A 26,354-nucleotide genomic window follows, 5' to 3' on the forward strand; every position below is an offset into this window, starting at 1 on the left:
GCCTACTGCACGTCGTCGCTCTCGTCCTCGCCAGGATTGGCGCAACTCACATCGCCTTCCTCGCAATTGGCCGCGGCAGCGAGCTGCTTGACGCGATCATTGGTCAATCTGGTCAGGCATTGCGAGACTTCCATCGAATGGATCGATCCGCCGTCGCTGGCGGCAGTGGAATGCGCGCACTCGGCATCGCGAAAAGCGATCCAGGCGCGTTGCGCCACCTGCAGCAATCTCTTGCCGCCGGCATCATCCGAGCTGGTGAGGTTTTGATAGGCCTTGTTGAGCCTAGCGTCGGCGGCCTGATAGTCTTCGCCGGCACAGATGTTCATCATCTGCTGGCTATCGTCGCTGCGGTCGCATTCCTGCGCGCGCGCAACCGAAGCTGCCGCCAGCAGGACAAGGCAGGCGGACAGGAACATTCGGCGCATGGTTCTCTCCAAATCACTTCACGGCGACCGCATCATCCCAGCCGGCCCAGGGCCGCGCAATGCGCCAGGCCGATATGGCGGATAATTGATGACAGGGATGATTCACAGCCGCAATGGAGCACGCTTGCGGTTGACAGGGACAAGGCTCCTCGTTTATGAGCCACCCCACAGTTCAAAGGCGCGTCTTCTGGCGCGCCTTAAAATTTCGACCCGGACCGGGTCCACACCGACAGGCAAGACCATGAAGATCAAGAATTCGCTCAAGGCGCTGAAGGCGCGTCACCGCGACAACCAGCTGGTTCGCCGCAAGGGCCGCGTCTACATCATCAACAAGACCGCCCCGCGCTACAAGGCACGCCAGGGCTGAGCTTTCGGGCAGGAGGCTGTTGCCTCCGCCCATTTGATGCTTGTTGCCGCCTGCCGGCCTTTCACGCCAAATTCAGTTTGACGTTCCGTCGCCTGGGACTAGAGTCCGGCGATGCGGATTCTTTTTGCATTTTTGACATCTCTGCTTGTTTCCGGCGCCATTTATGGCCCGGCATGGGCGGATGATGCTGTCGCGCCGCCGGCCACTCAGGACGCCCCGCCCGCCGCAACGACGAAACGAGCCCGCCTCGACCAGTTGTTCAGCGATCTGAAACGCGAGCGCAACGAAAAGGCGGCGGAGCGCATCGCCGGCAACATCTGGGGCGAGTGGTCGCAATCCGGCAGCGCCTCGATCGACCTGATGATGCAATGGTCGCAAAAAGCCGTCGAAAGCCAGAAATTCGACGTCGCGCTCGATTTCCTCGACCAAGTGGTGACTTTGCAGCCGACCTATGCCGAAGGCTGGAACCGGCGTGCCACCGTGCATTTCATGATGAAGAACTACGGCAAGTCGATGTCCGACATCGACCATACGCTGCAGCTCGAGCCGCGCCATTTCGGTGCGCTGTCCGGCCTGGCGCAGATCATGGCGTTGACCGGCCACAAGCAATCGGCGCTCGAGGCCTGGCAAAAGGTGCTGGCCATCTATCCGATGATGCGCAGCGCCCAGGACCAGGTCGGCACGATTTCGGAGGAACTTGCCGGTGAAGGCATTTGATTGCTCTAGGGGAGTAGGGGAATAAGGCAGTAGGGGCAGATTGTACCTGTGGAACACACACCCTACTCCCCTACTCCCCTACTCCCCTACTCCCCTACTCCCCTACTCCCCTACTCCCCTACTCCCCTACTCCCCTACTCCCCTACTCCCCTACTCCCCTACAACTTATCCCCCTCCACCTCCGTATCTCCCCCCATGAACCTGATCTACGCCGCCCTTGCCTTCCTGATGGCGCTTGTCTTCGGCTTTGTCGGCGTCACCCGCGTCGGATCATGGCTGATCGAGCGCCGCAATCCGCCGATCGGCGAGTTCGCCGAAATCGACGGCGCCCGCATCCATTATGTCCATGTCTCGGCACCCGCCAATGCCGAGCTGCCGCCGATCGTCTTCATCCACGGCGCCAGCGCCAACCTCAGGGACCAGATGCTGCCGCTGCGCCCCTTGCTCGAAGGCCGCGCCGAAATGCTGTTCTTCGACCGGCCAGGCCACGGCTGGTCGGGTCGCGGCACCAACAACGAGAACCCGTCGGCGCAGGCCGACACCATTGCCGCACTGATGGACCATCTCGGCATCAAGAAGGCTGTCATCGTCGGCCATTCCTTCGGCGGCGTGGTGACATCGGCCTTTGGCCGGGAGCATCCCGACAAGACGCTCGGGCTGGTCTTCCTCGCACCGGCGACCCACCCATGGCCGGGCGGCGCAACCGCCTGGTACTACAATCTGACCACCATGCCGGTGCTCGGTTGGTCGTTTTCCGAGATGCTGACCTATCCGGCCGGTACACTGCAGATGGCGGACGCCACCACCTGCGTTTTCTCGCCCAACAAGGTGCCCGACAATTATCTCAGAATGGCCTCTATCCCGCTGGTGCTGCGACCAACAGCCTTTCGTGCCAACGCCACCGATGTCGCCGGGCTCTATCGCTATGCCCTCGGCGCCGCACCGCGCTACAACGAGATCAAGGCGCCAACCGTGGTCATTTCAGGCGATCGCGACAAGGTGGTCTATGCACATATCCATTCGGTCGGCCTGGCGCGCGACATTGCCGGTGCCGAACTCGTCTGGGTGCACAATCTCGGTCACAAGCCAGACTGGATCGCGCCCGACCTGACCGTCGGCGCCATCGAGAAGGTCGCCGGGAAGAGTATAGACCTGCAGGCGATGGCAACGGCAGTGGAGGCGCGCATCGCTGGCGACGCCTACGGCGCCGGCAGATGCGCCGATATCAAGGTACCGCAGGCCGAACTCGCGCCGACCTAAAGCGGATCGCCTGAATCCGTTCAGAGGCGACACGCTTTAGGAATCTAGCGGCTGACTTGTGTGTCCGATCCGATATAGGCGATGCGCAGCATGTTGGTCGAACCCGGTGTCCGCAACGGTACGCCCGCGGTGATGATGACGCGGTCGCCCGGCTTGCCGAAGCCTTCGTCGAAGGCGATGCGGCAGGCGCGATTGACCATGTCGTCGAGGTCGACGGCGTCGGGTGAGACGACGCAATGCGTGCCCCACAAAAGCGACAGCCGCCGCGCCGTATTGAGGATCGGCGACAGCGCGATAACAGGCACTTGCGGCCGCTCGCGGGCGGCGCGCAGGCCTGTGGTGCCTGATGCGGTGTAGGTGATGATCGCCGCCAGCTTCAGCGTTTCGGCGATCTCGCGCGCGGCCAGCGAAATGGCATCGGCGCCAGTCGCCTCCGGCTCGGAGCGCTGGGCGTTGATGATGCCGGCATAGGTCGGATCGGTTTCGACCTTGGTGGCGATACGGTTCATCATTGCCACGGCCTCGACGGGGTAGGCACCCGCCGCCGATTCCGCCGACAGCATGATGGCATCGGCACCTTCGAAGACGGCGATCGAAACATCGGACACCTCGGCGCGGGTCGGCACCGGTGCCGTGATCATCGATTCCAGCATCTGCGTTGCAACCACCACCGGCTTGCCGGCTCGGCGTGCGGCGCGCGTGATCTGCTTCTGGATGCCGGGCACCGCCTCGAGCGGCATCTCGACGCCGAGATCGCCGCGGGCGACCATCAGCGCGTCGGACAATTCGATGATCTCGGCCAGCCGGGCGACGGCCTGCGGCTTTTCGATCTTGGCCATGATCAGCGCCCGGCCGCGTGCGATCTTGCGCGCTTCGGCCAGATCCTCCGGCCGCTGCACGAAGGACAGCGCCACCCAGTCGACGCCCGTGGCCAGCACGGCATCGAGGTCCTTGCGATCCTTCTCGGTCAGCGCGCCGACCGGGAGGTCGGTGTCGGGCAGGCTGACGCCCTTCTTGTCGGAAATGGTGGTGCCGGCGACGACGGTGCAGACGATCGACTTGCCGTCGCTCTTCACCGCCTTCAGCTCGAGCTTGCCATCGTCGATCAGCAGGCGATGGCCGGCTTCGACCGAGCTCAGAATTTCCGGATGCGGCAGATAGACCCTGGTCGAGGTGCCAGGCTCTGGATTGTCGTCGAGGGTGAAGGTCTGGCCTTGCGTCAGCACTTCCTTGCCGTTGGCGAATTTGCCGACGCGCAACTTTGGCCCTTGCAGATCGGCCAGGATGCCGATCGGCCGGCCAACCGCTTCCTCGACAGCGCGGATGCGTCCGACCAGCGTGCGCATCAGTTCATGGTCGGTATGGCTCATATTGATGCGGAACACATCGGCGCCAGCTTCGAACAGTTTCTTCAGCATCTCCTCCGACGAGGAGGCCGGACCGATGGTGGCTAGGATCTTGACCTTGCGGCTACGTCTCATTGACTGTTTGTTCCCGGGGCGGCTGGAGCGCCTCCCGTTGTGGACTCATCGGTCAGCTGGACCATCCAGCTTGCCTGTTCGCCCGTGTCATATTCCTGGAATCCGGCGCGCTGGAAGCCCCGGGCGACGCAGTCGGTCACGCCGGCGATCTTGAACTCTTTTTCAGCCACGCACATGTTGATCGGGCCGTCCCAGCGTCCACCGCGTTCGGCGTCTTCTGCATAAAGATAGTAAAACCTTGATGACAGCGGCCCTTCGATCAGCGTCTTGCAACTCGATCCCTCGATGTGCCACCAGCCTTCGGTGATCCAGCCGGCCTTGGCGCGATAGCCGATGCCGACACCGACCAGGTTCTGCGTGGCGTTGCAGACGCGGAAATCGGCACGCGCCGGCGAAGCCACGACCATCGCCGACAGGCCTATGGCAAGAGTGAGGAGCGGCATGGCAAAGGCAGAGCGCATGCGCTGCCCGCCGGCGGAACTCATCCGAAAACCCCTCAAAAACCACATCAGCATCTCTCTGCGCCCCTTTTCGGAAAAGTCCGGGCGCATGTCAACGCACCGTTTTGTCCAATTCCAATCGATTTAGAAAGGCTCCGGCGCACAATTCGCCGACTTGTGCCAGATTTCCGGGGAAACCTTGGCCAAACAACGGCATTGCGCAAGCGTCGTCTTCGTGGAATGACGATAGCACCCTCCCCGGAAGCCAGCGAACAGACCATTTCCCGCCAATGACCCGATCCACAGTTTTCGCGCCTTTCGACATCATCGAGGGCGATCGCAGGCGAGGCATCGTGCTGTTGGGCGATCATGCCCGTCGCGACCTGCCCGACGACTACGGCAGCCTCGGCCTGCCCTCAGCCGAGTTCGACCGCCACATCGCCTATGACATCGGCGTCGAGGCGGTGACGCGCGAACTGGCTGCCCTGCTCGGCGTGCCGGCGGTGCTTGCCAATTTTTCGCGGCTGCTGATCGATCCCAACCGCGGCGAAGACGACCCAACGCTCATTCGCCAGCTTTATGACGGCACTGTCGTACCTGGGAACTACCCCATCGCTGCCGAGGAGCGCGAGAGGCGACTCGACGGGTTCTACCGACCCTATCACGACGCCGTCGGCGCCATGATCGCCTCGGTCGCACAGGCTTCCGCCCAGGCGCCCTTCATCTTTTCGGTGCATTCCTTCACCCCTGCCATGCAAGGAATCCAGCGTCCTTGGCACGTCGGCATCCTGTGGGACCTCGACGACCGCGTGGCGCGGCCGTTGATAGACATGCTGGCGCAGGACAAGAACCTCGTCGTCGGCGACAACGAACCCTATGACGGCGCGCTGCGCGGCGACACCATGTACAAGCACGCCATCGTCAACGGCTTCGCCCATGCGCTGATCGAGATCAGACAGGATCTGATATCGGACCAGAAGGGCGCGCTCGCCTGGGCCGAACGGCTGGCGCCGATCGTTGACGCGATAGACCGCCGTCCCGATATACATGTGGTGAAGATGTTCGGCTCGCGCACCGGGCCGCTATGACGGAGGTTTCGATGAACGAACTCAGCGACGAGCAGCAACGCGATTTCGAGGCGGCCGCCTTCCGCCGGCTGGTCGAGCATCTGCGCGAGCGCAACGATGTGCAGAACATCGACCTGATGAACCTCGCCGGCTTCTGCCGCAACTGCCTGTCGAACTGGTATCGCGAGGCAGCCAATGCCGAGGGCGTCGAACTCAGCAAGGATCAGTCGCGCGAGATCGTCTACGGCATGCCTTATGGGGAGTGGCAGGCGTTCAACCAGACCGAGGCCTCCGACGCCAAGAAGGCCGAATTCGAGGCAAGGCGCCCCCACGACCATTGACGCCGTCGCCCCAGCGATCGCTTAAGGCTGTGTTTGGCCCAAAACGCTTCCCGAAAGAGCCTTGACTGAAAATTGAATCGATCTAATTTGCCGCGCGAAGCCATTTTCAGCGGGATTCGCCTCATGAACGCGTCAACTGCCAAGCTGACTGCCATTCGCGGACGATGGGCGCTCGCGGCCATTTTCCTCGCCAACGGCTTCCTGACGGGCAGTTGGGCGCCGCAGATTCCTGTGTTCCTGACCCGGCTGGAGATTTCGAAGTTCACGCTCGGTCTGCTGATACTCTTATTCGGCGTCGGTGCCGTCGTCGCGATGACCTGGTGCGGCCATTTGATCTCCAGACATGGCTCGCGCACCGTACTGCGCTGGTTCGCCCTGTGCGGCAGCCTCGGTCTGATGGTCGTGGCGCTGGCACCCAACGTACCGCTGGCGGCCGGGGCCATGATCATCTTCGGCGGCTCGATCGGTGGCATGGACGTTGCCATGAATGCCAATGCCGTGGTGGTCGAACGGCGGCTCTCCCGCGCCGTCATGTCGTCCTCGCACGGCTTCTGGAGTCTCGGCGGCTTCGCCGGCGGCGGCCTCGGCGGCTTTGCCATCCAGCACTACGGCCACCTCGCCCACGCGGCGGCGGTAACGGTGTTTGCCTTCGCGGTGATCGCGGTGGCCGTTCGCCATCTCCTCACCGAAGACGGCCCGCAGGCAGCCGAGCACCACAAATTCGCACTGCCGGCAAACCCGCTGGTTTATCTGATCGGACTGATGGCGCTGCTGGCGATGATCTCCGAAGGCGCGGTGCTCGACTGGGCAGCCCTGTATCTGCGCCAGGAGCTCGGCGCCGATCTCGCCGTTGCCGGCCTCGCCTACGCCGGATTTTCGGGCGTCATGGCGGTTACGCGGTTCTTCGGCGACGGCATACGCAATCGCTTCGGCGCGGTGACGACGCTGCGCGTGTCGGCCCTCGTAGCCGCGGTCGGCATGCTGGTGGCTGGCCTGGCGCCCTCGCCCTGGCTCGCTATTGCAGCCTTTGCCTTTTGCGGCTTCGGCATCGCCAATATGGTGCCAATCATCTTTTCGGCCGGCGGCAACCAGGAAGGCATGTCTTCCGGCACCGGCATGAGCGTGGTCACCACTATCGGATACTGCGGCATACTGGTGGCGCCGTCGGCGATCGGCTTCGTTGCCGAGCATTCCAGCTTCGGCCCGATCTTCATCACCATGTCGGGACTGCTGATCATCGTGTTGCTGATGGCCGGGCTCGCTCACCGCGCCGAATTCGCGCCAGCACCCGCCGAATAGCGTTTCAGCTCCTCATGCAGAAAATCCACCACCCGGCGGATGCGCACGCTGGTACGCACATCGCGATGCATCGCCAGCCACACCGGCAGAACTGGCAGCGGCAGGTCAGGCAGCACCTTCTCTATCAAAGGATCCCTGTCGGCCAGCGGCTCCTGACCGAGGCCGATGCCGTTTCCCGCCCGCACCGCTTCCCACAAAACGATCTGGTTGTCGGCCCTGAAGCGGAAGCTGCTCCGGGTGACGGGGATACCATGCTGGGTAAAGCCCCTGATGATCTCGTCACCGCGGTCGAAGCCGACCAGGTCGTGGTCGACAAGGTCGGCGGGCTTCAGCGGAGGGCCGCGCCTGTCGAGATAGGATTTGGCGGCGCAGGCGCAGAGCGCGATATCGCAGACCTTGCGTGCCATCAGCTCGTTCTGCGCCGGCTTGACCATGCGGATGGCGATGTCGGCATCTCGACGCAGCAGGTTTTCGACCTGGTTGGAGGCGACGATCTCGACCTCGATGCCGGGCTCCTCGATCCCCAGCCGCATCGTCATTTCAGGCAGGACATAGGCCGCCACCACCTCGCTGGCGGCGATGCGCACCGTGCCTTCTATGGCCTCTACCGAACCCAGCGCCAGCAATGAGAAGGCGCTTGCCTGCTCACTGACCGCCTTGCCGCGTTCGAACAGCGTGCTGCCGGCCTCCGTCAGTTCGTAGCCGTGCCGTCCTCGACGGAACAGTGTGACGCCCAGCGCCTGTTCCAACTCGCCGATGTGACGGCCAAGCGTCGGCTGGCTGGCCGAAAGCTTTCGCGCGGCGGCCGACAGGCTGCCGGATTCCGCCACGGCGACAAAGCTCTTGATCAGGTTCCAGTCGATTTCAGCCATTCATTTATGAATATCAGATCGCCATCTGTAGTCAATTTCCATTCGCGTTCGGAGCGACCATATTCCGGCTGCAGACACCAACACGGACTGCAAACACCAACCAGGAGAACTCAGATGACCAAGATCACTCTCACCACCGCCGCCATCCTCATTTCCGTCAGCGCCGCCTTTGCCGGCAGCGACAAGTTTGGCTCGAACGACGCCAGCCAGCCGGCTGTCACCAGCACCGACAACACGACCACCGCTTCGATCCACAACCCGGATGCGGCCGTCCGGCAGCCGGTCACGCAAGGCAGCAACCGCGACCTCTTCGGCAACCGCTGATCTCGATCGCGCTTGTCGCTGATCCCGATCGCGCGTCCAGACCGACCACGCAAATCCCAACCCAGGAGTGCTTCCAATGACCAGTATCGCAATTCTCGGTGCCAATGGCCGGCTCGGCCGCGTGGTCGCCAAGGCCTTCATCGACGCGGGCTACGAGGTCCGCGCCGTCACCCGCAACGGCAAACTGCCAACTGAACTTGAAGGCGCTACGGCCGTTGCCGGTGACGCGCTCGACCGGGAAGCGCTGATCCGCGCCACGGAAGGTGTCGACATCATCTTCAACGGCCTCAACCCGATCTACACCGAATGGGTCAAGTGCCTGCCGATCGCCGAGAATGTCATGACCGCTTGCCATGCCAACAACGCACTGCATCTCTTTCCCGGGACCGTATACAATTACGGATCGCCGATGCCGGAGGTGATCACGGAAGACACGCCGTTCCGCCCGACGACCGACAAGGGGCGCATCCGCGTCGCCATGGAGGACCTGTTTCACCGCGAGGCCGAAGCACGCCGCGTCCGCACCATCATTTTGCGGGCCGGCGACTTCTTCGGCGGCACCGGCAGCGGCTCGTGGTTCGACTTGGTCGTCGCTGCCAAGATCAACAAGGGTATCTATACGGCGCCCGGCCCGGTCGACCTCGTACATGAATGGGCCTACCTACCGGATCTGGCCAGGGCTTTCGTCGGACTGGCGCAGAACCTGGACAAGCTCGGCGCTTATGAAGCCTTCAACTTCCCCGGCCATCCCGTCACCGACCTGGAGATCAAGGCAGCCGCAGAGAAGGCGCTTGGGCGTCCGCTCAAGATGACCTCGATGGCCTGGTGGGTGCTGCGCGCCGGTAGCCCGTTCGTGGCGATGTGGCGTGAGATCGTGTCGATGTCCTATCTGCGCTTCGAACCGCACCAACTGGCGTCGGCAAGGCTGGAAGGCATCATCGGCGCGATCCCGCACACGCCGCTGGATCAGGCCGTCACTGAAGCTCTCGGGGATATCGGCATTGCCACCGTGACCGGCGTTGCGAAAGCTGCCTGACGTCCGCGATGGCGGGCGATGCTCCTCCGCACATTGACAATCTCCGCGGACTGAGAGGGCGCCTCAGAGCCGTCCCATCAACAGCAGCACCATAAGCACCACCAGCACCACGCCGACAATACCCGAGGGCCCATAGCCCCAGGAGCGCGAATGTGGCCAGGCCGGCACCGCGCCGATGAGGATAAGGACCAGGACGATGATGACGATGGTGGTGATCGGCATGAGAACCCCGCAATTCGACGTTTCGCCCAAGAACAATGCAAAAGGCCGCCCGGTTGTTCCGGGCGGCCTTTTGCGGTCAAATCGGCATTGGTCTATTCGGCGGCTTTCGGAAAGGCGATATCCGGCTCGGCTCCGGTATCCTGCCCCTGCGCATCGGTCGAGGAAATCTCGCCCTTGCCACGCCGGAACAGCCGGCTGAACCAACCGCGCCGTGCGCCCGGCTTGACCTTGGCGCGGGTGAACACGATCAGCATCGACGGCGTCACCACCAGCGTCAGCACGGTGGCGAAGGACAGGCCGAAGACGATCGCCGAGGACAGCGAAATCCACCATTGCGTCGACGGCGCGTTGATCGTCGTCTCGTGATGGAAGATTTCCAACCCGAGGCCGAAGGCGATCGGCAGCACGCCGAGAATGGCCGAAACAGCCGTCAGCACCACCGGACGGGCGCGCTCGCGGCAAGTCTGCAGCACCGCCTCGACCTTGTCCCAGCCTTCTTCACGCAGCCGGTCATAGGTGTCGATCAGCACGATGTTGTTGTTCACCACCACGCCGGCCAGAGCGATGACGCCGATGCCCGACATGACGATGCCGAACGTCTCGCCTGTTATCAGCAGGCCGAGGAACACGCCGATCGTCGCCATGACCACGCAGGACAGCACCAGCCAGACGCTGGTGAACTTGTTGAACTGCGCCAAGAGCACCAGGAAGATCAGGAAGATCGCCGCCCCGAAGGCCTTGCTAAGAAAGGCGCTGGCTTCGGCGCTGTCCTCGTTCGAGCCGGCCAGCTTCCAGCGGATGCCGCTGCCGAGATCCATGTCGGAGACGGCTTTGGTGACCTGCTCCTGCACAGCCGCGACCTGAGCGCCGGCGGCGACGTTGGCCTGGACGACCACCGTACGCGCGCCGTCGATGCGGTTGAGGATGCCGACCGTCGGCTCGGGCTTGCGCACGACGAAGTTCGAGATCGGCACCGAGCCTTGTGAGGTCTGCACCCTGAGTTCGTCGAGCGTCGACAGCGTGCGCCGGTCTTCGGGCAGCCGCAGCCTTATGTCGACCGCGTCGTCGGCTCCGGCAGGCCGGTATTCCGAGAGCTTCAGCCCGTTGGTCACCAGTTGCACCACCGTCCCGACCGAGGTTGGGCTGATGCCGTACTGCGCCGCCTTGGCACGGTCGACCTCGAGCGCCCAGTCGACACCGGGCGGCGGCAGGCCGTCGGAAATATCAATGACGCCGGGCACCTTGCCGATGCGCGCCGCAACCTCACGGGCCTTGTCGTCGAGCCCCTTGGGGTCGACGGCCGAAAGCCTGATCTGGATCGGCTTGCCGGTCGGCGGACCGGCTTCCGGCACGCGCACCTCGACATCGACGCCGGGAATGCCGGCCATGACGCCGCGCAGATCGTCCAGGATGTGGTTCGCCGCCTTGCGCTCGCGCCAGTCGATGAATTCGTACTGGATGACGCCGACGACGTCTTCGGGGATATCCTGGCCGCCGCCTTGCGTCTTGCCGACGCGGGTGTAGACCGACTTCACGCCCGGCCAGCCGAGCAGCCTGTCTTCCGCGATCTTGGTCGCGGTATCCATTTCGGCCAGCGAAAGATTGCCGCGCGCATGCACGTAGAGCAGGCCGTAATCCGGTTCGACATTCGGGAAGAACTCGACGCCGGCGCCGTATTTCGAATAGGCAAAGCCGACGCCGAACAAGAGCGCGACGGTCAGCACCAGCACGGTGATGGGGAAGCGCACCGCCTGCTTGACGATCGCCATGTACCAGCCGTCGCGATTGTCATCCTCATGATGCGGCGGCGCCTTGGCGAAGATCGCACCCAGCGTCGGCGCGAAGACAAGCGCATAGAGCATCGAGGCCGACAGCGTGACGATCAGCGTGATCGGCATGTACTTCATGAAGTCGCCGATGATGCCCGGCCAGAACAGCAGCGGTGAGAAGGCGGCGATGCGCGTCATCGTCGCGGCGATGACCGGACCGGCCATGCGCTTGGCTGCGAGCGCGAAGGCTTCCTCCTTCGGCATGCCTTTGCTCATCCGCCGTTCGGCGAACTCGGTGACGATGATGGCGTCGTCGACCAGCATGCCGACGGCCAGGATCAGGCTGAACAGCACGATCATGTTGATCGTGTAGCCCATCATCGCCAGCAGCAGGATGCCGATCAGGAACGACGACGGAATCGCAAGCCCGATGAGCAGCGAGGCGCGGCCGGACAGCGCGTAGAGGATGACGATGAACACCAGGATGACGGCGATCATCACATGGTTCTGCAGGTCGCCGAGCAGCTGGTTGACGAAGACCGACTTGTCCTGCGTGTAGGTGACGTTCATGCCCTCGGGCATCGACTTGACGAACTCGTCGGACACCGTTCGCACCTTGGCGACGGTGTCGATCAGGTTGGAGCCGATGCGCTTCTTGACTTCGATGGCGATGGCCGGCTTGCCGTTGAGACGGGTCACCGTCTCGGCATCCTTGAAGGTCGAACGGATCGTCGCGATGTCCTTGGCCTGCACCACGGCATTGGGGCCGGCGACCACAGGCAGTGCGGCGACATCCTCCGGCGTTTCGATCAGCGACGGCACCTTGACGGCGTATTTGCCCTCCGAGCCTTCGATGTTGCCGGCGGCGACCAGGCTGTTGGAGTTGCCGACCGCACCGATCAACTGATCGAGCTGCAATCCATAGGAAGACAGCTTCATCGGATCGATGACGACCTCGACGAGATCATCGCGCGCACCCTGCAGCGAGCCCTCGAGAACACCGGGAACCTCCTCGATGCGGTCGCGCAGTTCACGCGCGGCGGCGGTCAGCACGCGTTCGGGCAGATTTCCCGAGAGCGTGACGACGAGCACGGGAAATTCGGAAATGTTGACTTCGGTGACGACGGGTTCTTCCGCCGCCTGCGGCAGGTCGGCCTTGGCGTCCTGCACTTTGCTGCGCGTGTCCTGCAGCGCGGTGGCCAGATTGGTCTGCGGCTGGAACTCGACCAGCACGTAGCCGCCGCCCTGGAAGGCGGCCGAACGCATCTCCTTGAGGCCCTTCAGGCTTTTCAGCTTGCTTTCCATCGGCCGCAGCAGAAGCCGCTCCGAATCCTCGGGCGAAATGCCCTGATAGATCAGGCTGACATACATCATCGGAATCGGAACGTCGGGCTCCGCTTCCTTTGGCGTCGCCTGATAGGCGACCCAGCCCGCCAGCAGAAGGAAGACGAGGACCGAAATGGTCAGGCGGGCATTGTTGATTGCGAGTCTGACGATATCCATGGCTAACGCCTGTTCTTGAATTTCCACGAGCTGCGTCGCAGCCGATTGTCCCCGCCCAGGGCTAGTCCGTCGCGACTTGTGCTACGCTACTGGGTGCCGGTCGTCGCCTCGCCGAGCAGCTTCTTGATGATCGCCTGGTCGGCCTCGACCGGATTGACCAGATCGCCTTCCTTCACCAGTTCCTGGCCGGCGACGATGATGCGGGCGTCGGCCGGTATGCCGCCGAGGACGAGGCCGGTCGGCGTGTCGTCAACGAGGTCGATCGGGAAGAACGCCACCTTGTTGTCCTTGCCGACGGCACGGATGCCGAGGTCGCCCTTGTCGCCGAGCGTCACAACCGAGCGCGGCAGCAGCACCGCGTCGGTCGGCTGTGCGTTGAGCGCGATTTCCGCCGTCATGCCGGCCGGCACGGAGCCGTCGGCATTGGGGACGGCAACCTCGACGCGGAAGGTGCGGGTCGCCGACGAGGCGTCGCGGCTGATGTAGCGCACGGTGCCTTCGACCGTCTGGCCGCTGACCAGCCGTATGGTGGCCTTGTCGCCGAGCTTGAGATAGCCGAGATCGCGCTCGCTGACTTCGCCACGGGCAATCACCGGATCGAGCTTGAGGATGGTTGCCACCTCGCCGCCTTGCATGACGGAACTGCCAAGTTCCACCGGCACCCGGTCGATAACGCCGTCGAAAGGCGCCTTCACCTCGTTGCGGTCGAGTTCGGCCTGTGCCGTTTCCAGCAGCGACTGCGCCGAGGTCAGGTTCGAGCGCGCGGTGTCGAGCTGCAGCTTCGGCAGATTGCCGGTCTTCATCAGCCGCAAGGCTGCGTCCAGCTCGGCCTGGCGCTGCACCACCAACTGCTTGGCGTTGTCGACCATCGAGATCTTTTCTTCCGCCGCAAGCATCAGCACCAGATCCCCCGTCTTGACGTGATCGCCTTGCTTGACAGGTAGCTTGTCGATGACACCGGCGACGCGCGTCGCCAGCACCGCCCGCTTGTCGGCTTCGGTCAGCCCGGAAATGCGGATGGCGCGTGCATAGGTCTTGCGAGGCGGTGTCACCACCGCGACCGTGCGCAGCGGTGCCTTCGGCTCGGCTTCCGCCGTCTTCGGCTTGCTCGCGTCCGGCGCCTTGGCCTGTTCGGCTTCGGCTGCTTTGGCTTTGTTGGCGGCTACGCTGCCGACCGACGAAAACTCGCCTGTCGCCATCCACGCCGCGAAACCAATGAGCACAACAACGGCTGCAAGCTTGTGAAACCTGATTCTCATCGTCGTTTTTTCCACTGCGGGTTCGGCCAGCGTCCTCATAACGCGGGCGCGTCGCCGATATGGGTGCGCGCCGAGCCGTGTTCAATTTGCCGTGATCGGCGAAGCGCGCTTCTACATCAAAGTTGCACCGCAATATAGTCTGAAAGTTGCAAGATCATTGCGCCGGCGGACAAGATGCGCCGGCCGCTGCCCAGTTTTCGATCGCTTGATAGGTTGCTTCGGCGGAGCCCGGGGCTGGTTCACGACCCGATCCTGGCGCCCAGCCCCAGGCGACCAATCTGTCGTCGCGAACATGCAGCGCGATATCTTTCAAGCTACGGTTGCCGTTGCGCAGGGGATCCTTGATCTGGGCGCAGATTTCGGCCGAGGATTTGCCGAACCAGGCCATCTCGGCTGGCGCCAGATGCCAGTTCTCGGCCCCGGGCGGACCGTGCAATGCCTTGGAATTGCTGGCGAAATGGCAAGTCGTGCAGCGCAGGCCCGGATTGCCGAAGCCCGACCCGTCAGCACCCCGCTGGACATTGAAGGCGTGAACGCGCGTACCGCCGTAATGCGCACCCGACCAGCGCGGCCGCTCGTCCGCGACATGACAGTCGGCGCAGCGCGGATGCGAGAACACCGCATAGACCTTGTCCCATTCGGACAGGCCTTTCGCCGCGTCGACGGTCGCCGGCGCCGGCATCTGGCTCTCTTGCGCGATCGCAAACGGCGCTGCGAGCACGAGCATGGCAGCAGGCGTCAGCATGATGAGGAGCTTCTTCATGCGAAGGCCACCGTTTTCGACAGCGGCAGCGTGCGGACGCGCTTTCCGGTGAGCGCGAAGATGGCGTTGGCGAGCGCCGGAGCCGCCGGCGGTGTGCCGACCTCGCCGACGCCGCCCATCTTGTGGAAGTTTTCCAGGATGGCGACTTCGAAGACCGGGCACTGGAAGATCCGCATGGCGTCGAAATCGTGGAAGTTCGACTGTTCGACCATGCCGTCGGCGAAGGTGATTTCCTGACCCATAGCTGCGGAGAGTCCGTAGATGGCGGCCGAAATCAGCTGCGCCTCGATGATGCCGGGATCGAGCGCGGTGCCGACATCGGCGGCGATCCACACCTTCTCGATGCGGATGCCGGCCGGCGTGTCCGCCACCTGGACGATCTCGCCGACCCAACTGCCGAAGGACAGCGTGAAGGCGATACCCCTGGCCTTGCCGGCGGGCAGCGCCTCGCCCCATTTCGCCATCGCGGCGACTTTCTCCACCACCTTCACCGCCGAGGGATAAGCGGCCATCAGTCTCTTGCGCATCTCGACCGGATCGATTTTTCCGGCAATGGCGATCTCGTCCATGAAACCCTCATGGAAGAAGCCGTTGACCGAACTGCCGACCGAGCGCCAGGAGCCGACAGGGATGGAGACCGGCGCCGCGATACCGCTGACCCGGTAGTTCGGAATGGTGTAGGGCTGGTCATAGGCACCGTCGACGATGCTCTTGTCGGGACCGAGCGGCGATATCGAAGGAAACAGCCGGCGCAGCATGCCGGCAATCACCGATGGCGAGGCCATCCTCATGTCGACGGCGACCGGCATGCCATCGTCGCCGAGCCGCGCCTGGAACTTGCCGATAGCGGCCGGCCGGTAGGCGTCGTGGCGCATGTCTTCTTCACGCGTCCAGGTCACCTTGATCGGGCGCCCGCCCGTCTCCTTCGCCATCAGCGCGGCGCACAGCGCGTAGTCAACCTCGACGCGCCGGCCGAAACCGCCGCCCATGAAGGTGGTGTGCACAGTGATCTTGTCCTGCTCGATGCCGACCGCGTTGGCGCAAAGCTGCCGCACCAGGGTCGGCGCCTGGTTGCCGCACCAGATGTCGAGCGCGCCGTCCCTGAGCTGCGCCGTGGCGTTCATCGGCTCCATCGTCACATGCGCCAGATAGGGCACCGCATAGTCGGCCTCGACGATCCTTTCACGCGGCGCGTCGGCAAAGGCGGTGTCGACGTCGCCATTGTCGCGCATCACCGACCCCTTGGTGCCGAGCGCCTGCTTCAGGACATCTGAAATAGCGGCGCTGCTGAGCGGGTATTCGGGATCGGACCACTGGGCATCGATCGCCTCGGCCGCCTTGAATGCCGCCCATGTGTTGTCGGCGATGATGCCGAAGCCATGGCCGTAATTCGTCTCCAGCGGCACGATCTTGATCACACCGGGCATTTTCTCGGCTTTCGAGAGGTCCGCCTTGATCGGCGCCGACCAGAAGCGCGGGCTCATCTTGACCGTGCCGTAGACCATGTCCGGCAGCCTGACATCGATGCCGAAGATCGGCGCCCCGGTCACCTTGGCCAGCATGTCGATGCGCTTTTGCGGCTTTCCCAGCAGTTTCCAGTCGGCCCGGTCCTTGAGCCTGACTTCGGCCGGCGGCGCCATCGCGGCGGCGGCCGCGGCGACCGCGCCATAGGTCAGCGACTTGCCGGACGCTTTGTGCAGGATCGAACCGTCGGCCGTTTCCAGATCGGCGGCGGCGACACCGAGTTTTTGCGCCGCAGCCGCGATCAGCATCTGCCGGGCGACTGCACCCGCTTGCCGCATCTTGTCAAAACCGTCGCGTGTCGAAGCCGAATCACCGGTGCCCTGCAGGGCAAGGAACTTGCCGACCACACCGAGACCCGAGCGCACCGCCTGCGCGGTCATGCTCTCGTCGAAGAAGGCGAACGGACCGCCCTCTTCGAGGATCGCGGCGTTGTAATAGGCATGGGAGGCGGGGCCGTGCTCGACCTTGACCCGGTCGAGGCTCACATTGAGTTCTTCGGCGACCATGACGGCGAGCGTCGTCGAAATGCCTTGCCCCATCTCGGCCCGCGGCGCGACGATGGTGATGGTGTTGTCGGCGCCGATCTTCACATAGGGGTTGAAGGTCGCCTCGCCCTTGCCGAGCTCGGCCTCGAGCGGGTTCGGAAAAGGCTTGCGATAATAGTAGTAGCCGACGGCAACGCCGCCCGCGACGGCGGCAGCGCCGATCAGAAACGTGCGGCGGGCGATCTTTCCGACACTGGCCATGGTCAGAGCCCCGCCGTCTTGAGCGCCGCGGCCTTCTTGATGGCCGAGCGGATTTTGGGATAGGTGCCGCAGCGGCAGAGATTGCCGCCCATGGCGTTGTCGATGTCGGCGTCGCTTGGGCTGGCGACTTCGTCGAGCAGCGCCACCGCGCTCATGATCTGGCCGGCCTGGCAGTAGCCGCATTGCGCGACCTGTTCCTCCAGCCATGCCTGCTGCACCGGATGCAGTCCGCCTGCTGTGCCGATGCCTTCGATGGTCGTGACAGCGCCGCTGACCTGGCCAACCGGGAGTGAGCAGGAACGCACCGGCTGACCGTCGACATGAACCGTGCAGGCGCCGCAGGCGGCGATGCCGCAGCCGAATTTCGGCCCGGTCTTGCCAATGAGATCGCGCAGCGCCCACAGCAGCGGCATGTCAGGATCGGCATCGATATCGAAAGACTGACCGTCGACGGTAAGGCGCATGGGGATACCCTTTGTTGTCGTCCACTGCCAAGGGCGAAGCGTCCTCTCGACCGTTTCGCCCAATACAGATTGACAAATTTCGTCATTTTGTCAAATAGGATTTTGCAGGATAGAATTGCTCCATGAACCAGATCGAAGACATCGCCGCCACAGATCCCAAACGCGTCCGTATCCTGGATGGCGCGATGAAGGTGTTTTTGGCCTATGGCTTCACCCGCACCACCATGGACGACATCGCCCGCGCCGCAGACATGTCGCGCCCGGCGCTCTATCTCTTGTTCAAGAACAAGACCGACATTTTCCGCGCCATCGCCATGATGATCCTGTCGCGCTCGGTCGAGGCGGCAAAGATTGCCCTATCCGGCGATGGCCCTTTCACCGAGCGCATGATGCGGGCCATCGATGAGGCATTCATCTCGATGATGGGCGCGGTCGTTGCCTCGCCGCACGGCGCCGAATTGCTGGATATGAAATCGAGCCTTGGCGATCTGGTAGGCTGCTGGCGCGGCGGGCTTGGCCAACACATCGGCGCCGCGATCCAGGGGGAGGCAGCCAGGAACGGCGTCGACCTGGCGGCCAGGGGCCTGTCGGCGCAACTGCTCACCGACATGCTGCTCGACGGGCTGGAAGGCATGAAGGCGCGGATCAGAGATCCGGAGGGACAGCGGCAGGCGGCCGCTGCCCTGATCAGGGTGATCGACCTCGCCTTGAAAGCTCGATGAAACCAGCTGTATCGGGTTTCAGTTCAGGCCCGACGGCGAACCACCTCCGGATTTTTGCGCACAGCGAGGAATTCCTTGACCCGCCGGCCGGGTGCCGGACCGCGCACCGGCTTGAAGCCGTCATCGAGTTCGCCGGAGAGATCGAGCGTCGGTCGCTTGCCGACGGCGTCGTAATTCTCTTCCAGCCAGTCGCTGGCGGCTGTGCGGCCGAGGTCTCTGAGATACGTCAGGAACGCCCATTCGGCATTGACCTTTGATGACGCCGACAGGTCCTTGAACGCCTCGTCGGCATCGATGCGGTGCATGCGGATGTCGCGATATTCGCCATGCGGCAGACGGCCGGCGGCGATCAGTTCCTTGACGAAGGCGATCGAGCGGAATTCTCGCAGCAGCCCGGCGTTGAAGGTGATCTCGTCGATGCGGTTCTGGATCTCGTTGGCGCTCCTTGGCGTTCCCTCCCGCACCACCGGATTGATCTGCACCAGGAGCACATCCTCGGTCGCCGCGGTCTTGAAGAACGGATAGAGCGCCGGGTTGCCGCCATAGCCGCCGTCCCAGTAGGGCACGCCCTTGATCTCGACGGCGCGGAACAATTGCGGCAGACAGGCCGAAGCCATCACCACGTCGAGGTCGATCTCGCCGTCGGAAAAAACGCGCAACTGTCCGGTCTCGACATTGGTCGCCGAGATGAACAGTTCCATCGACTTGCAGGCGCGGACATTGTCGAAATCGATCTCCTGCTCCACCACGTCGCGCAGCGGGTTAAGGCCGAGCGGATTGGCGACGTAGGGCGAGAACACCCGCGACATGGTGTCGAAGAAGACATAGCCAGGCGTATTCTCGATCGACCAGTTGCCCCAGGCGACATCCCACGGCATGCGCTGCACTGGGCTGAACCGGCCCTTGGCCGCCACCGCGCGCCAGAAATCCTCAAGTTTTTGCCGCGCTCCCTCGACACCGCCGCGCACATATCCGTCGGCCAGCGCCACCGCGTTCATGGCGCCGGCGCTGGTGCCGGACACTGCTGATATCTCCAGCCGTCCGTCCTCCAGCAGGCGGTCGAGCACACCCCAGGAAAAGGCCCCGTGCGAGCCGCCGCCCTGAAGCGCGATGTTGATCGTCTTCTTCGTCTCCTCCGCCTTGCCGTTTTTGGTCATGGCGTCGTCCTTGGTGCGTTTTGGGTAGATGAGAAGATTTCGCGCCTCACGCGGCGGTCCAGCCGCCATCTACCGAGAGATGCGTGCCGTTGATCTGCGCTGCCGCGTCCGAGCACAGGAACACCGCCGCTGCCGCGATCTGCTCTACCGTGACGAATTCCTTGGTCGGCTGCTTGTCCAGCATGACCTCACGGATGACGGTCTCGCGGTCCATCTGATGGGCTTTCATCTGATCGGGGATCTGCGCCTCGACCAGCGGCGTCAGCACATAGCCCGGGCAGATGGCATTGCAGGTGATTTTTTCGCGCGCCAGTTCGAGCGCGACGGTCTTCGTCAATCCCATGATGCCGTGCTTGGCCGAGACATAGGCCGACTTGAACGGCGACGCGACCAGGCCGTGTGCCGAGGCGATGTTGACGATCCGCCCGCCGCCGGCATTTTTCATCAGCGGAATGGCGGCTGCAATGGTGTGGAATGCCGACGACAGGTTGATGGCGATGATGGCGTCCCATTTCTCGATCGGGAACTCTTCCACCGGCGCGACATGCTGGATGCCGGCATTGTTGACCAGGATATCGACCGAACCGAATGTTTCGGCCGCCTTGGCGACAAGCGCCCGGCATTCCGCCGGTTTCGACATATCGGCCTTGATGTAGGCGGTCTTCACTCCATACTGTTTGGCAATCGCGTCGGCCATGGCGTGGTCGGCGGTCGTGTCGGAGAAAGAGTTGACGACGACGTTGCGGCCTTCGGCCGCCAGCGCCTGGGCGATGGCCAGGCCAATGCCCGATGTGGAGCCGGTGATGACTGCGGTTTTTCTGGCGGCCAAGGGCGGAATCCTCTGGTTACGGCAAGAATGCATCTATGTTGCAGTGCAGCATATATGCTCAATACGACGCAATAACAGCGGCCAGATTTGTGGGCGAGATGAAATTTTCGTCATAAGCGGCCACACGGCCGCTCACCAGGAGGATATCGTTTGGATCGCCGGTCGCTCGCCAGGCGCCGATAAGCCTCAGGCAGCCAGCTCCGGCACAGGCCCGACATAGCGCGACTGCGGGCGGATCAGCCGCCCGATCGTCTGCTGCTCGCGCGCATGCGCGATCCAGCCGGCGACGCGCCCGGTGGCAAAGACATTGCTGAAAGCTTGTGGCGGAAAGCCCGCCGCCTCCAGCAGCAGCGCGGTGTAGAACTCGACATTGGTCTGCAGCGAGCGCGACGGCTTGGCGATCCGCAGCACGTCGAGCGCTACCTGTTCCACTGTCTCCGCGAATGCCAGCCGGCGGCCGGTTTCGCCCTCGCCGCCGAGTTGCCGCACGACGGACTTCAGCACATCGGCGCGCGGATCGCGCACGCGGTAGATGCGGTGGCCGAAGCCCATGATGCGCCTGCCGTGCGCGATCTCGTCGCGAAGCCAGCCGGCGGCATCGCCATGCGCCTGGATCGCATCCAGCATCTCGATCACCGGACCGGGCGCCCCGCCATGCAGCGGCCCCTTGAGTGCGCCGAGCCCGGCCAGCACGGAGGATGTCAGGCCGGCCTGCGTCGAGGCCACCACGCGCGTCGCAAAGGTCGATGCGTTGAGGCCGTGGTCGCAGACGGTCACCAGATAGGTGTCGAGCGCCTTCGCCAGCGCCGGCGAGGCGACGCTGCCGTTCAGCATCCTCAACATGTCGGCGGCATGATCGGCCCGGCTGTCCGGCGCGATCGGCTCCTCGCCGCGCTGCAGGCGCAGCAGGGCCGGCGTCAGCACGGCGGGCGCTGCGATGAGCAGCAAGGCGTTCGTCGATGTGTCGCCGTCCGGCAGCAGCGCCATGCCGGCGCGCATGGCGCTGTAGACATCGAGCGACGCCAGCCGGGGCAACGAGGGTAAAAGCCGTTCGAACACCTCAGCACGTGCCTGGCCCAGCTCACCCGTCAGCTTCGCGTCGGCGGGAAGGTCGTCGAAGAAGCCGTCGAGCAGCAGGCGCATCACCTGAGCATAGTCCCAGCGGCCGGCCAGCTCGGGCAGCGAATGACCTCGGATCGTCAGCCGGCCGCCAAGACCATCCACATCGGAAAGCACGGTTTCCGCCGCCACCACGTCATCGAGCCCATTCGCCATAGCCTGTCTCCTTGAAGCATTTCCAGATCGGAGATAGAGATGGGCAACGTTTCCATCAATCTTGATCAATAGAATCAATATTGGGGTTCGATATGTCGGAGTGGTTGTCCAGAGAAGAAGCGCTGGAGAGGCTCAAGGTGCGGGCGCAGACGCTGTACGCCTATGTCAGCCGTGGGCGCATCGGCATGCGGCCCGACCGCGCCGATCCGCGCCGCAGCCAGTATCGTGCCGACGATATAGAAGCGCTGGCAACGCGGAGGGCGCGCGGACGGAGCCCATCAGCCATCGCTGAAAGCGCCATTGCCTGGGGCGAGCCCTCGATCGCAACGGCGATCTCGACCGTCTCGCACGGTCGGCTCATCTATCGCGGGCAGGACGCCGCGGTGCTCTCCGGGCACGCCACACTGGAAGAAGCCGCCGCCGTTCTCTGGGCTCTGCCGGAACCGGTGGCTTTCGAAGCACCATTGCCGGACGCACCCCATCAAGCTGGCCGGGCTGCGGCCTTTGCGCGACTTGCCGTGCTTGCCGGCCAGGGGCGCCCATCGCTTGGGCGCAGCGCCGCCTCGCTGCATGCCGACGCCGCGCACGCGGTCGGCGTGCTGGCCGCCGCGCTGGGCGCACCGGCGGGGCCGGATCCGGTCCATCAGCGGCTTGCGCAGGACTGGTCGGTGGATGCCGGCGGCGCAGATGCGATCCGCCGCGCGCTTGTCCTGCTTGCCGATCATGAGCTGAATGCATCGACCTTCGCCGCGCGCGTCGCAGCCTCCACCGGCGCGCCGCTGGCCGCTTGCCTGCTGGCGGGGCTCGCGACGCTGTCAGGCCCTCGCCATGGCGGCGCCGGCGAGGCGGTGATGCAACTGGCCGAGGATGCTGCGCGGCATGGCGCCGATGCGGCGATTCGGCGCTGGCTCAGCCATGACCGGCCGCTGCCGGGGTTCGGTCATCAGCTCTATCCCGACGGCGACCCCCGAGGGGCAGCGCTTCTGTCGGTGATCGAGGTTGACGGCACACTATCGTCGCTGCGCGACGCTGCCTTTGCGGCGACCGGCGCGCTTCCCAACATCGACTTTGGGCTGGCCGCGCTGACGCGCAGTCTTGGCTTGCCGCGCGATACGCCGTTCCGCCTGTTTGCGCTCGCACGCAGCGTCGGCTGGGCAGCGCACACGGTCGAACAGATAACAGGCGGAGGCCTTATCCGGCCGCGCGGCCGCTACGAGGGAATACTGCCGTAAGATCGCGAGAGCGCCAGGCGCTCACGACATCGTGTCGAGTTTGCGCTGCATGGCCGCGATCTGGTCCTTCAGCTCCTGAAGGTCGTCGGGCTTGTCAGCCGTTTCCTTCCTGGCCGGCTCGGGCGTTGGCGCAGCCGCCGGCGTAGAGCCAGCGGGCGGGAACGGCGTGAACAGCCGCATCGCATTCTGGAACATTTCCATGTTGCGGCGTGTCTGTTCCTCCAGCGCCTTGATCGGCGTAGTGATCTTCATCATGTCGAGCGGCGACTTGCCGATCGCCCCCTTCATCTGCTCGCGAAAGCGCTCCTGCTCCTTGGAAAAGGCGAGCATCGACTGTTCGAGGAAGCTCGGCACGATCATCTGCATCTGGTCGCCGTAATAAGCGATGAGCTGGCGCAGGAACGGGATCGGCAGCATGTTTTGCCCGTCCTTGTTCTCCAGTTCGAAGATGATCTGGGTCAGCACCGGATGCGTGATGTCGTCGCCGGTCTTGGCGTCCTGGACGGTGAACTCCTCGCCCTTCTTGACCATCTCGGCGAGGTCCTCGAGCGTCACATAGGTGCTGGTGCCGGTGTTGTAGAGGCGGCGATTGGCGTATTTCTTGATGATGATCGGATCGTCTTTAGCGGCCATCTACATCCTCCCGGGGACACCGGCGCGCCTCTGAGCAAGCCGCCGATAACGATTGTGCCTTTTTTTTGAGGATATGCGCAAAAGCTTCACAATTCCAAGCAGTTTGTGCAGTGCGGGATCACTAAATGCTGCATAGCAGGCAAAATATGCTGCGCAGCAATGGACGAATGGCCGCCATGGCAAGGCACGACCTGCTTGCGGCGCATGGGCGCCCTGCCTATTTCCGGTTTGACTTGGGGTTGGGAAAGGGCAAGAAAAGTCCCTAACGACAGAACGACACCCTTGAAGTCTGGAGAAGAAAATGTCCGCTTCCATCGTCATTGCCAGCGCGGCGCGCACGCCGGTCGGCTCCTTCAACGGCGCCTTTGCCGCCACCCCGGCGCATGAGCTCGGTGCCGTTGTCATCAGGGAATTGCTGTCACGTGCCGGTGTCGAACCAGGCGAGGTCGACGAGGTCATCCTCGGCCAGGTGCTGACCGCCGCGCAAGGCCAGAACCCGGCCCGCCAGGCATCGATCAATGCTGGCTTGCCCAAGGAAACCACAGCCTGGGGCCTCAATCAGGTTTGCGGCTCGGGCCTGCGTGCCATTGCGCTCGGCATGCAGCAGATCGCCACCGGCGATGCCAAGGTCATCGTCGCCGGCGGCCAGGAATCGATGTCGCTTTCGACCCATGCCCAGCACCTGCGCGCCGGCGTCAAGATGGGCGACTTCAAGTTGATCGACACCATGATCAAGGACGGGCTGTGGGATGCCTTCAACGGTTATCACATGGGCAACACCGCCGAAAACGTGGCACGTCAGTTCCAGATCACCCGCGAAGACCAGGATCAGTTTGCGCTGGCTTCGCAGAACAAGGCCGAGGCCGCGCAAAAGGCCGGCAAGTTCAAGGACGAGATCGTCGCCGTCACACTCAAGGGCAAGAAGGGCGACACCATTGTCGACCAGGACGAATACATCCGCCATGGCGCCACGCTCGACGCCATGACCAAGCTGAAGCCGGCCTTTGACAAGGACGGCACGGTGACCGCCGCCAACGCCTCCGGCATCAATGACGGTGCCGCCGGCGCGCTGCTGATGAGCGAGGCGGAAGCGGTGAGGCGCGGCATCACCCCGCTGGCACGCATCGTGTCCTGGGCAACCGCCGGCGTCGATCCGCAGATCATGGGCACCGGCCCGATCCCAGCATCGCGCAAGGCCTTGGAAAAGGCCGGCTGGTCGGTCGGCGATCTCGACCTGGTCGAGGCCAACGAGGCCTTTGCCGCGCAGGCCTGCGCCGTCAACAAGGACATGGGCTGGGACCCCTCGATCGTCAACGTCAATGGCGGCGCCATCGCCATCGGCCACCCGATCGGTGCTTCCGGCGCCCGTGTCTTCAACACGCTGGTCTTCGAGATGCGCCGGCGCGGCGCCAAGAAGGGTCTCGCTACCCTGTGCATCGGCGGCGGCATGGGCGTCGCCATGTGTATCGAAGCACTCTGAAGAACTCACTAACCGGGCGGCGCGAGCCGCCCGTTCTGTATCCAGTGCCTGCCAAGCCCGACAACAGGGCGGTATCAAAAAAAGGGGAAATGCATGACCAAGGTAGCAATCGTCACAGGCGGATCGCGCGGCATCGGGGCGGCGATCTCGATCGCATTGAAGACCGTCGGCTATTCGGTTGCCGCGAACTACGCCGGCAATGACGCCGCAGCGGCGAAATTCAAGGCCGAGACCGGCATTCCGGTCTACAAATGGTCGGTCGCCGACTATGATTCCTGCGCGGCCGGCATCAAGCAGGTCGAGGCCGATCTCGGCCCGGTCTCGGTGCTGGTCAACAATGCCGGCATCACCCGCGACGCCATGTTCCACAAGATCACGCGCGAGCAGTGGAAAGAGGTCATCGACACCAACCTGTCCGGCGTCTTCAACATGACGCATCCGCTGTGGAGCGGCATGCGCGACCGCAAGTTCGGCCGCGTCATCACCATCTCGTCGATCAACGGCCAGAAAGGCCAGGCCGGCCAGGTCAACTATTCCGCCGCGAAGGCTGGCGACATCGGTTTCAGCAAAGCCCTCGCTCAAGAGGGAGCCCGCGCGGGCATCACCGTCAACGTCATCTGCCCTGGCTACATCGCCACCGAGATGGTCAAGGCGATCGACGAGAGGGTGCTCAACGACCGCATCATCCCGCAAATCCCCGTCGGTCGCCTCGGCGAACCGGAAGAGATCGCGCGCTGCGTAGTCTTCCTCGCATCCGAAGATGCCGGCTTCATCACCGGCTCGACCATCACGGCCAACGGTGGCCAATACTTCGCCTGACGACGTGGCGATGTAGGAGATCGACGGGCCGGCACACCGGCCCGTTTCCGGCACGGTCCCTTTGACGTGCTCGCGACCGTAGCTGACCCAATTCGGCACGCGAAGGTTAACAGCCGGCAGCAGCCCTGTGCAAAAGCTCCCTGGCAACCTGTGGATTCTCGGTGGATAAACTGTTCACAACACAAGATATTGAGGTGAACAAATCGGGAAAATTACGCCATCGCCGATTCGTCGCCGATTCGTTCCGGCTATGAGCTGAACGTTAACGACGACAGCCGGAATCGCCTGCCCAACTGCTTAACGCAGGTTAAGAAAGATCAACAATTTC

General features: G+C 63.7%; 26 protein-coding genes. 12 read left to right on the top strand and 14 right to left on the bottom strand.

Annotated features, from left to right (window positions below; translation table 11 throughout):
• Positions 1-2: 2 nt before the first annotated feature.
• Positions 3-425, bottom strand: a complete 423-nt coding sequence (locus NKI66_RS00765) for a lysozyme inhibitor LprI family protein (protein WP_352750537.1) — start codon at positions 423-425, stop codon at positions 3-5.
• A 241-nt stretch (positions 426-666) separates the two neighbouring features.
• On the opposite strand from NKI66_RS00765, the gene ykgO reads away from it, so the two are divergent.
• The 3 genes from ykgO (at position 667) to NKI66_RS00780 (ending at position 2,769) form a co-directional block, all read left to right on the top strand.
• Positions 667-792, top strand: a complete 126-nt coding sequence (gene ykgO / locus NKI66_RS00770) for a type B 50S ribosomal protein L36 (protein WP_006327841.1) — start codon at positions 667-669, stop codon at positions 790-792.
• A gap of 111 nt (positions 793-903) precedes the next feature.
• Positions 904-1,509: a tetratricopeptide repeat protein gene (locus tag NKI66_RS00775; protein WP_352750538.1), complete on the top strand. Its 606-nt coding sequence runs from the start codon at positions 904-906 to the stop codon at positions 1,507-1,509.
• 195 nt (positions 1,510-1,704) lie between these two features.
• Positions 1,705-2,769 (top strand): alpha/beta fold hydrolase, encoded by a 1,065-nt coding sequence (locus NKI66_RS00780; RefSeq protein WP_352750540.1) that lies wholly within the window; start codon positions 1,705-1,707, stop codon positions 2,767-2,769.
• A gap of 44 nt (positions 2,770-2,813) precedes the next feature.
• On the opposite strand, the gene pyk is transcribed toward NKI66_RS00780, so the two are convergent.
• Entirely contained in the window at positions 2,814-4,250 is a 1,437-nt protein-coding gene (pyk, locus tag NKI66_RS00785) for a pyruvate kinase (protein ID WP_023810921.1), read from the bottom strand.
• Positions 4,247-4,735, bottom strand: coding sequence for a DUF1036 domain-containing protein (locus NKI66_RS00790; protein ID WP_127260459.1), 489 nt, complete (start codon positions 4,733-4,735; stop codon positions 4,247-4,249). Before NKI66_RS00790 ends, pyk begins: the two co-directional genes overlap by 4 nt.
• Before the next feature lie 245 nt (positions 4,736-4,980).
• Here NKI66_RS00790 and NKI66_RS00795 point away from each other — a divergent pair, with 245 nt between their 5' ends.
• The 3 genes from NKI66_RS00795 to NKI66_RS00805 all read left to right on the top strand — a co-directional run bounded on the left by NKI66_RS00795 (position 4,981) and on the right by NKI66_RS00805 (position 7,397).
• Positions 4,981-5,778 carry an N-formylglutamate amidohydrolase gene (locus NKI66_RS00795; protein WP_352440938.1) on the top strand — a complete coding sequence of 266 codons (798 nt, stop codon included), beginning with the start codon at positions 4,981-4,983 and terminating at the stop codon, positions 5,776-5,778.
• Between the two features lie 11 nt (positions 5,779-5,789).
• A complete protein-coding gene (locus NKI66_RS00800; RefSeq protein ID WP_352750542.1) occupies positions 5,790-6,098 on the top strand; it encodes a DUF1244 domain-containing protein in 309 nt (102 codons plus the stop codon).
• A gap of 123 nt (positions 6,099-6,221) precedes the next feature.
• A complete protein-coding gene (locus NKI66_RS00805; RefSeq protein ID WP_352750544.1) occupies positions 6,222-7,397 on the top strand; it encodes an MFS transporter in 1,176 nt (391 codons plus the stop codon).
• Here the strand turns inward: NKI66_RS00805 and NKI66_RS00810 are convergent.
• Positions 7,361-8,269 (bottom strand): LysR family transcriptional regulator, encoded by a 909-nt coding sequence (locus tag NKI66_RS00810; RefSeq protein ID WP_352750546.1) that lies wholly within the window; start codon positions 8,267-8,269, stop codon positions 7,361-7,363. The genes NKI66_RS00805 and NKI66_RS00810 overlap by 37 nt on opposite strands.
• 114 nt (positions 8,270-8,383) lie before the next feature.
• Between NKI66_RS00810 and NKI66_RS00815 the strand changes: the two genes are divergently transcribed.
• Entirely contained in the window at positions 8,384-8,593 is a 210-nt protein-coding gene (locus NKI66_RS00815) for a DUF680 domain-containing protein (protein ID WP_352750548.1), read from the top strand.
• A gap of 76 nt (positions 8,594-8,669) precedes the next feature.
• A complete protein-coding gene (locus NKI66_RS00820) occupies positions 8,670-9,629 on the top strand; it encodes an SDR family oxidoreductase (protein WP_128305532.1) in 960 nt (319 codons plus the stop codon).
• A 63-nt stretch (positions 9,630-9,692) separates the two neighbouring features.
• Here the strand turns inward: NKI66_RS00820 and NKI66_RS00825 are convergent, their stop codons facing one another.
• The 6 genes from NKI66_RS00825 to NKI66_RS00850 form a co-directional block, all read right to left on the bottom strand.
• Positions 9,693-9,851 carry a DUF3309 family protein gene (locus NKI66_RS00825; protein WP_023810914.1) on the bottom strand — a complete coding sequence of 53 codons (159 nt, stop codon included), beginning with the start codon at positions 9,849-9,851 and terminating at the stop codon, positions 9,693-9,695.
• A 92-nt stretch (positions 9,852-9,943) separates the two neighbouring features.
• Positions 9,944-13,123, bottom strand: a complete 3,180-nt coding sequence (locus tag NKI66_RS00830) for an efflux RND transporter permease subunit (protein WP_023810913.1) — start codon at positions 13,121-13,123, stop codon at positions 9,944-9,946.
• Between the two features lie 86 nt (positions 13,124-13,209).
• Complete coding sequence (locus NKI66_RS00835) at positions 13,210-14,382, bottom strand: efflux RND transporter periplasmic adaptor subunit (RefSeq protein WP_031213157.1); 1,173 nt, start codon at positions 14,380-14,382, stop codon at positions 13,210-13,212.
• Positions 14,383-14,536: 154 nt separating this feature from the next.
• Positions 14,537-15,145 (bottom strand): hypothetical protein, encoded by a 609-nt coding sequence (locus NKI66_RS00840; RefSeq protein WP_128305530.1) that lies wholly within the window; start codon positions 15,143-15,145, stop codon positions 14,537-14,539.
• The gene (locus NKI66_RS00845; protein ID WP_352750550.1) at positions 15,142-17,415 is read right to left on the bottom strand and encodes a xanthine dehydrogenase family protein molybdopterin-binding subunit; all 2,274 of its coding nucleotides are present in this window, start codon (positions 17,413-17,415) and stop codon (positions 15,142-15,144) included. Before NKI66_RS00845 ends, NKI66_RS00840 begins: the two co-directional genes overlap by 4 nt.
• 2 nt (positions 17,416-17,417) lie before the next feature.
• Positions 17,418-17,879: a (2Fe-2S)-binding protein gene (locus tag NKI66_RS00850; protein ID WP_023810909.1), complete on the bottom strand. Its 462-nt coding sequence runs from the start codon at positions 17,877-17,879 to the stop codon at positions 17,418-17,420.
• A 122-nt stretch (positions 17,880-18,001) separates the two neighbouring features.
• Here NKI66_RS00850 and NKI66_RS00855 point away from each other — a divergent pair, with 122 nt between their 5' ends.
• Entirely contained in the window at positions 18,002-18,601 is a 600-nt protein-coding gene (locus tag NKI66_RS00855) for a TetR/AcrR family transcriptional regulator (protein WP_352750553.1), read from the top strand.
• A gap of 23 nt (positions 18,602-18,624) precedes the next feature.
• Here the strand turns inward: NKI66_RS00855 and NKI66_RS00860 are convergent, their stop codons facing one another.
• From NKI66_RS00860 to NKI66_RS00870, 3 genes are all read right to left on the bottom strand, one after another.
• On the bottom strand, positions 18,625-19,758 hold the full coding sequence (locus NKI66_RS00860; RefSeq protein ID WP_031213140.1) for a patatin-like phospholipase family protein: 1,134 nt from the start codon (positions 19,756-19,758) through the stop codon (positions 18,625-18,627).
• A gap of 46 nt (positions 19,759-19,804) precedes the next feature.
• Positions 19,805-20,620, bottom strand: a complete 816-nt coding sequence (locus tag NKI66_RS00865) for a 3-hydroxybutyrate dehydrogenase (RefSeq protein WP_031213135.1) — start codon at positions 20,618-20,620, stop codon at positions 19,805-19,807.
• Positions 20,621-20,773: 153 nt separating this feature from the next.
• Positions 20,774-21,862 (bottom strand): citrate synthase/methylcitrate synthase, encoded by a 1,089-nt coding sequence (locus tag NKI66_RS00870; RefSeq protein ID WP_352611414.1) that lies wholly within the window; start codon positions 21,860-21,862, stop codon positions 20,774-20,776.
• 92 nt (positions 21,863-21,954) lie between these two features.
• Between NKI66_RS00870 and NKI66_RS00875 the strand changes: the two genes are divergently transcribed.
• Positions 21,955-23,094 carry a citrate/2-methylcitrate synthase gene (locus tag NKI66_RS00875; RefSeq protein WP_352750555.1) on the top strand — a complete coding sequence of 380 codons (1,140 nt, stop codon included), beginning with the start codon at positions 21,955-21,957 and terminating at the stop codon, positions 23,092-23,094.
• A 21-nt stretch (positions 23,095-23,115) separates the two neighbouring features.
• On the opposite strand, the gene phaR is transcribed toward NKI66_RS00875, so the two are convergent.
• Positions 23,116-23,727, bottom strand: a complete 612-nt coding sequence (gene phaR, locus NKI66_RS00880) for a polyhydroxyalkanoate synthesis repressor PhaR (protein WP_128305522.1) — start codon at positions 23,725-23,727, stop codon at positions 23,116-23,118.
• A 301-nt stretch (positions 23,728-24,028) separates the two neighbouring features.
• Here phaR and NKI66_RS00885 point away from each other — a divergent pair, with 301 nt between their 5' ends.
• Positions 24,029-25,207: an acetyl-CoA C-acetyltransferase gene (locus tag NKI66_RS00885; RefSeq protein WP_128305521.1), complete on the top strand. Its 1,179-nt coding sequence runs from the start codon at positions 24,029-24,031 to the stop codon at positions 25,205-25,207.
• Positions 25,208-25,300: 93 nt separating this feature from the next.
• The gene (gene phbB / locus NKI66_RS00890) at positions 25,301-26,026 is read left to right on the top strand and encodes an acetoacetyl-CoA reductase (protein WP_023814310.1); all 726 of its coding nucleotides are present in this window, start codon (positions 25,301-25,303) and stop codon (positions 26,024-26,026) included.
• The last annotated feature ends 328 nt before the right edge of the window (positions 26,027-26,354 follow it).

Source organism: Mesorhizobium sp. M0518, from assembly GCF_040321125.1.
GTDB lineage: Bacteria > Pseudomonadota > Alphaproteobacteria > Rhizobiales > Rhizobiaceae > Mesorhizobium.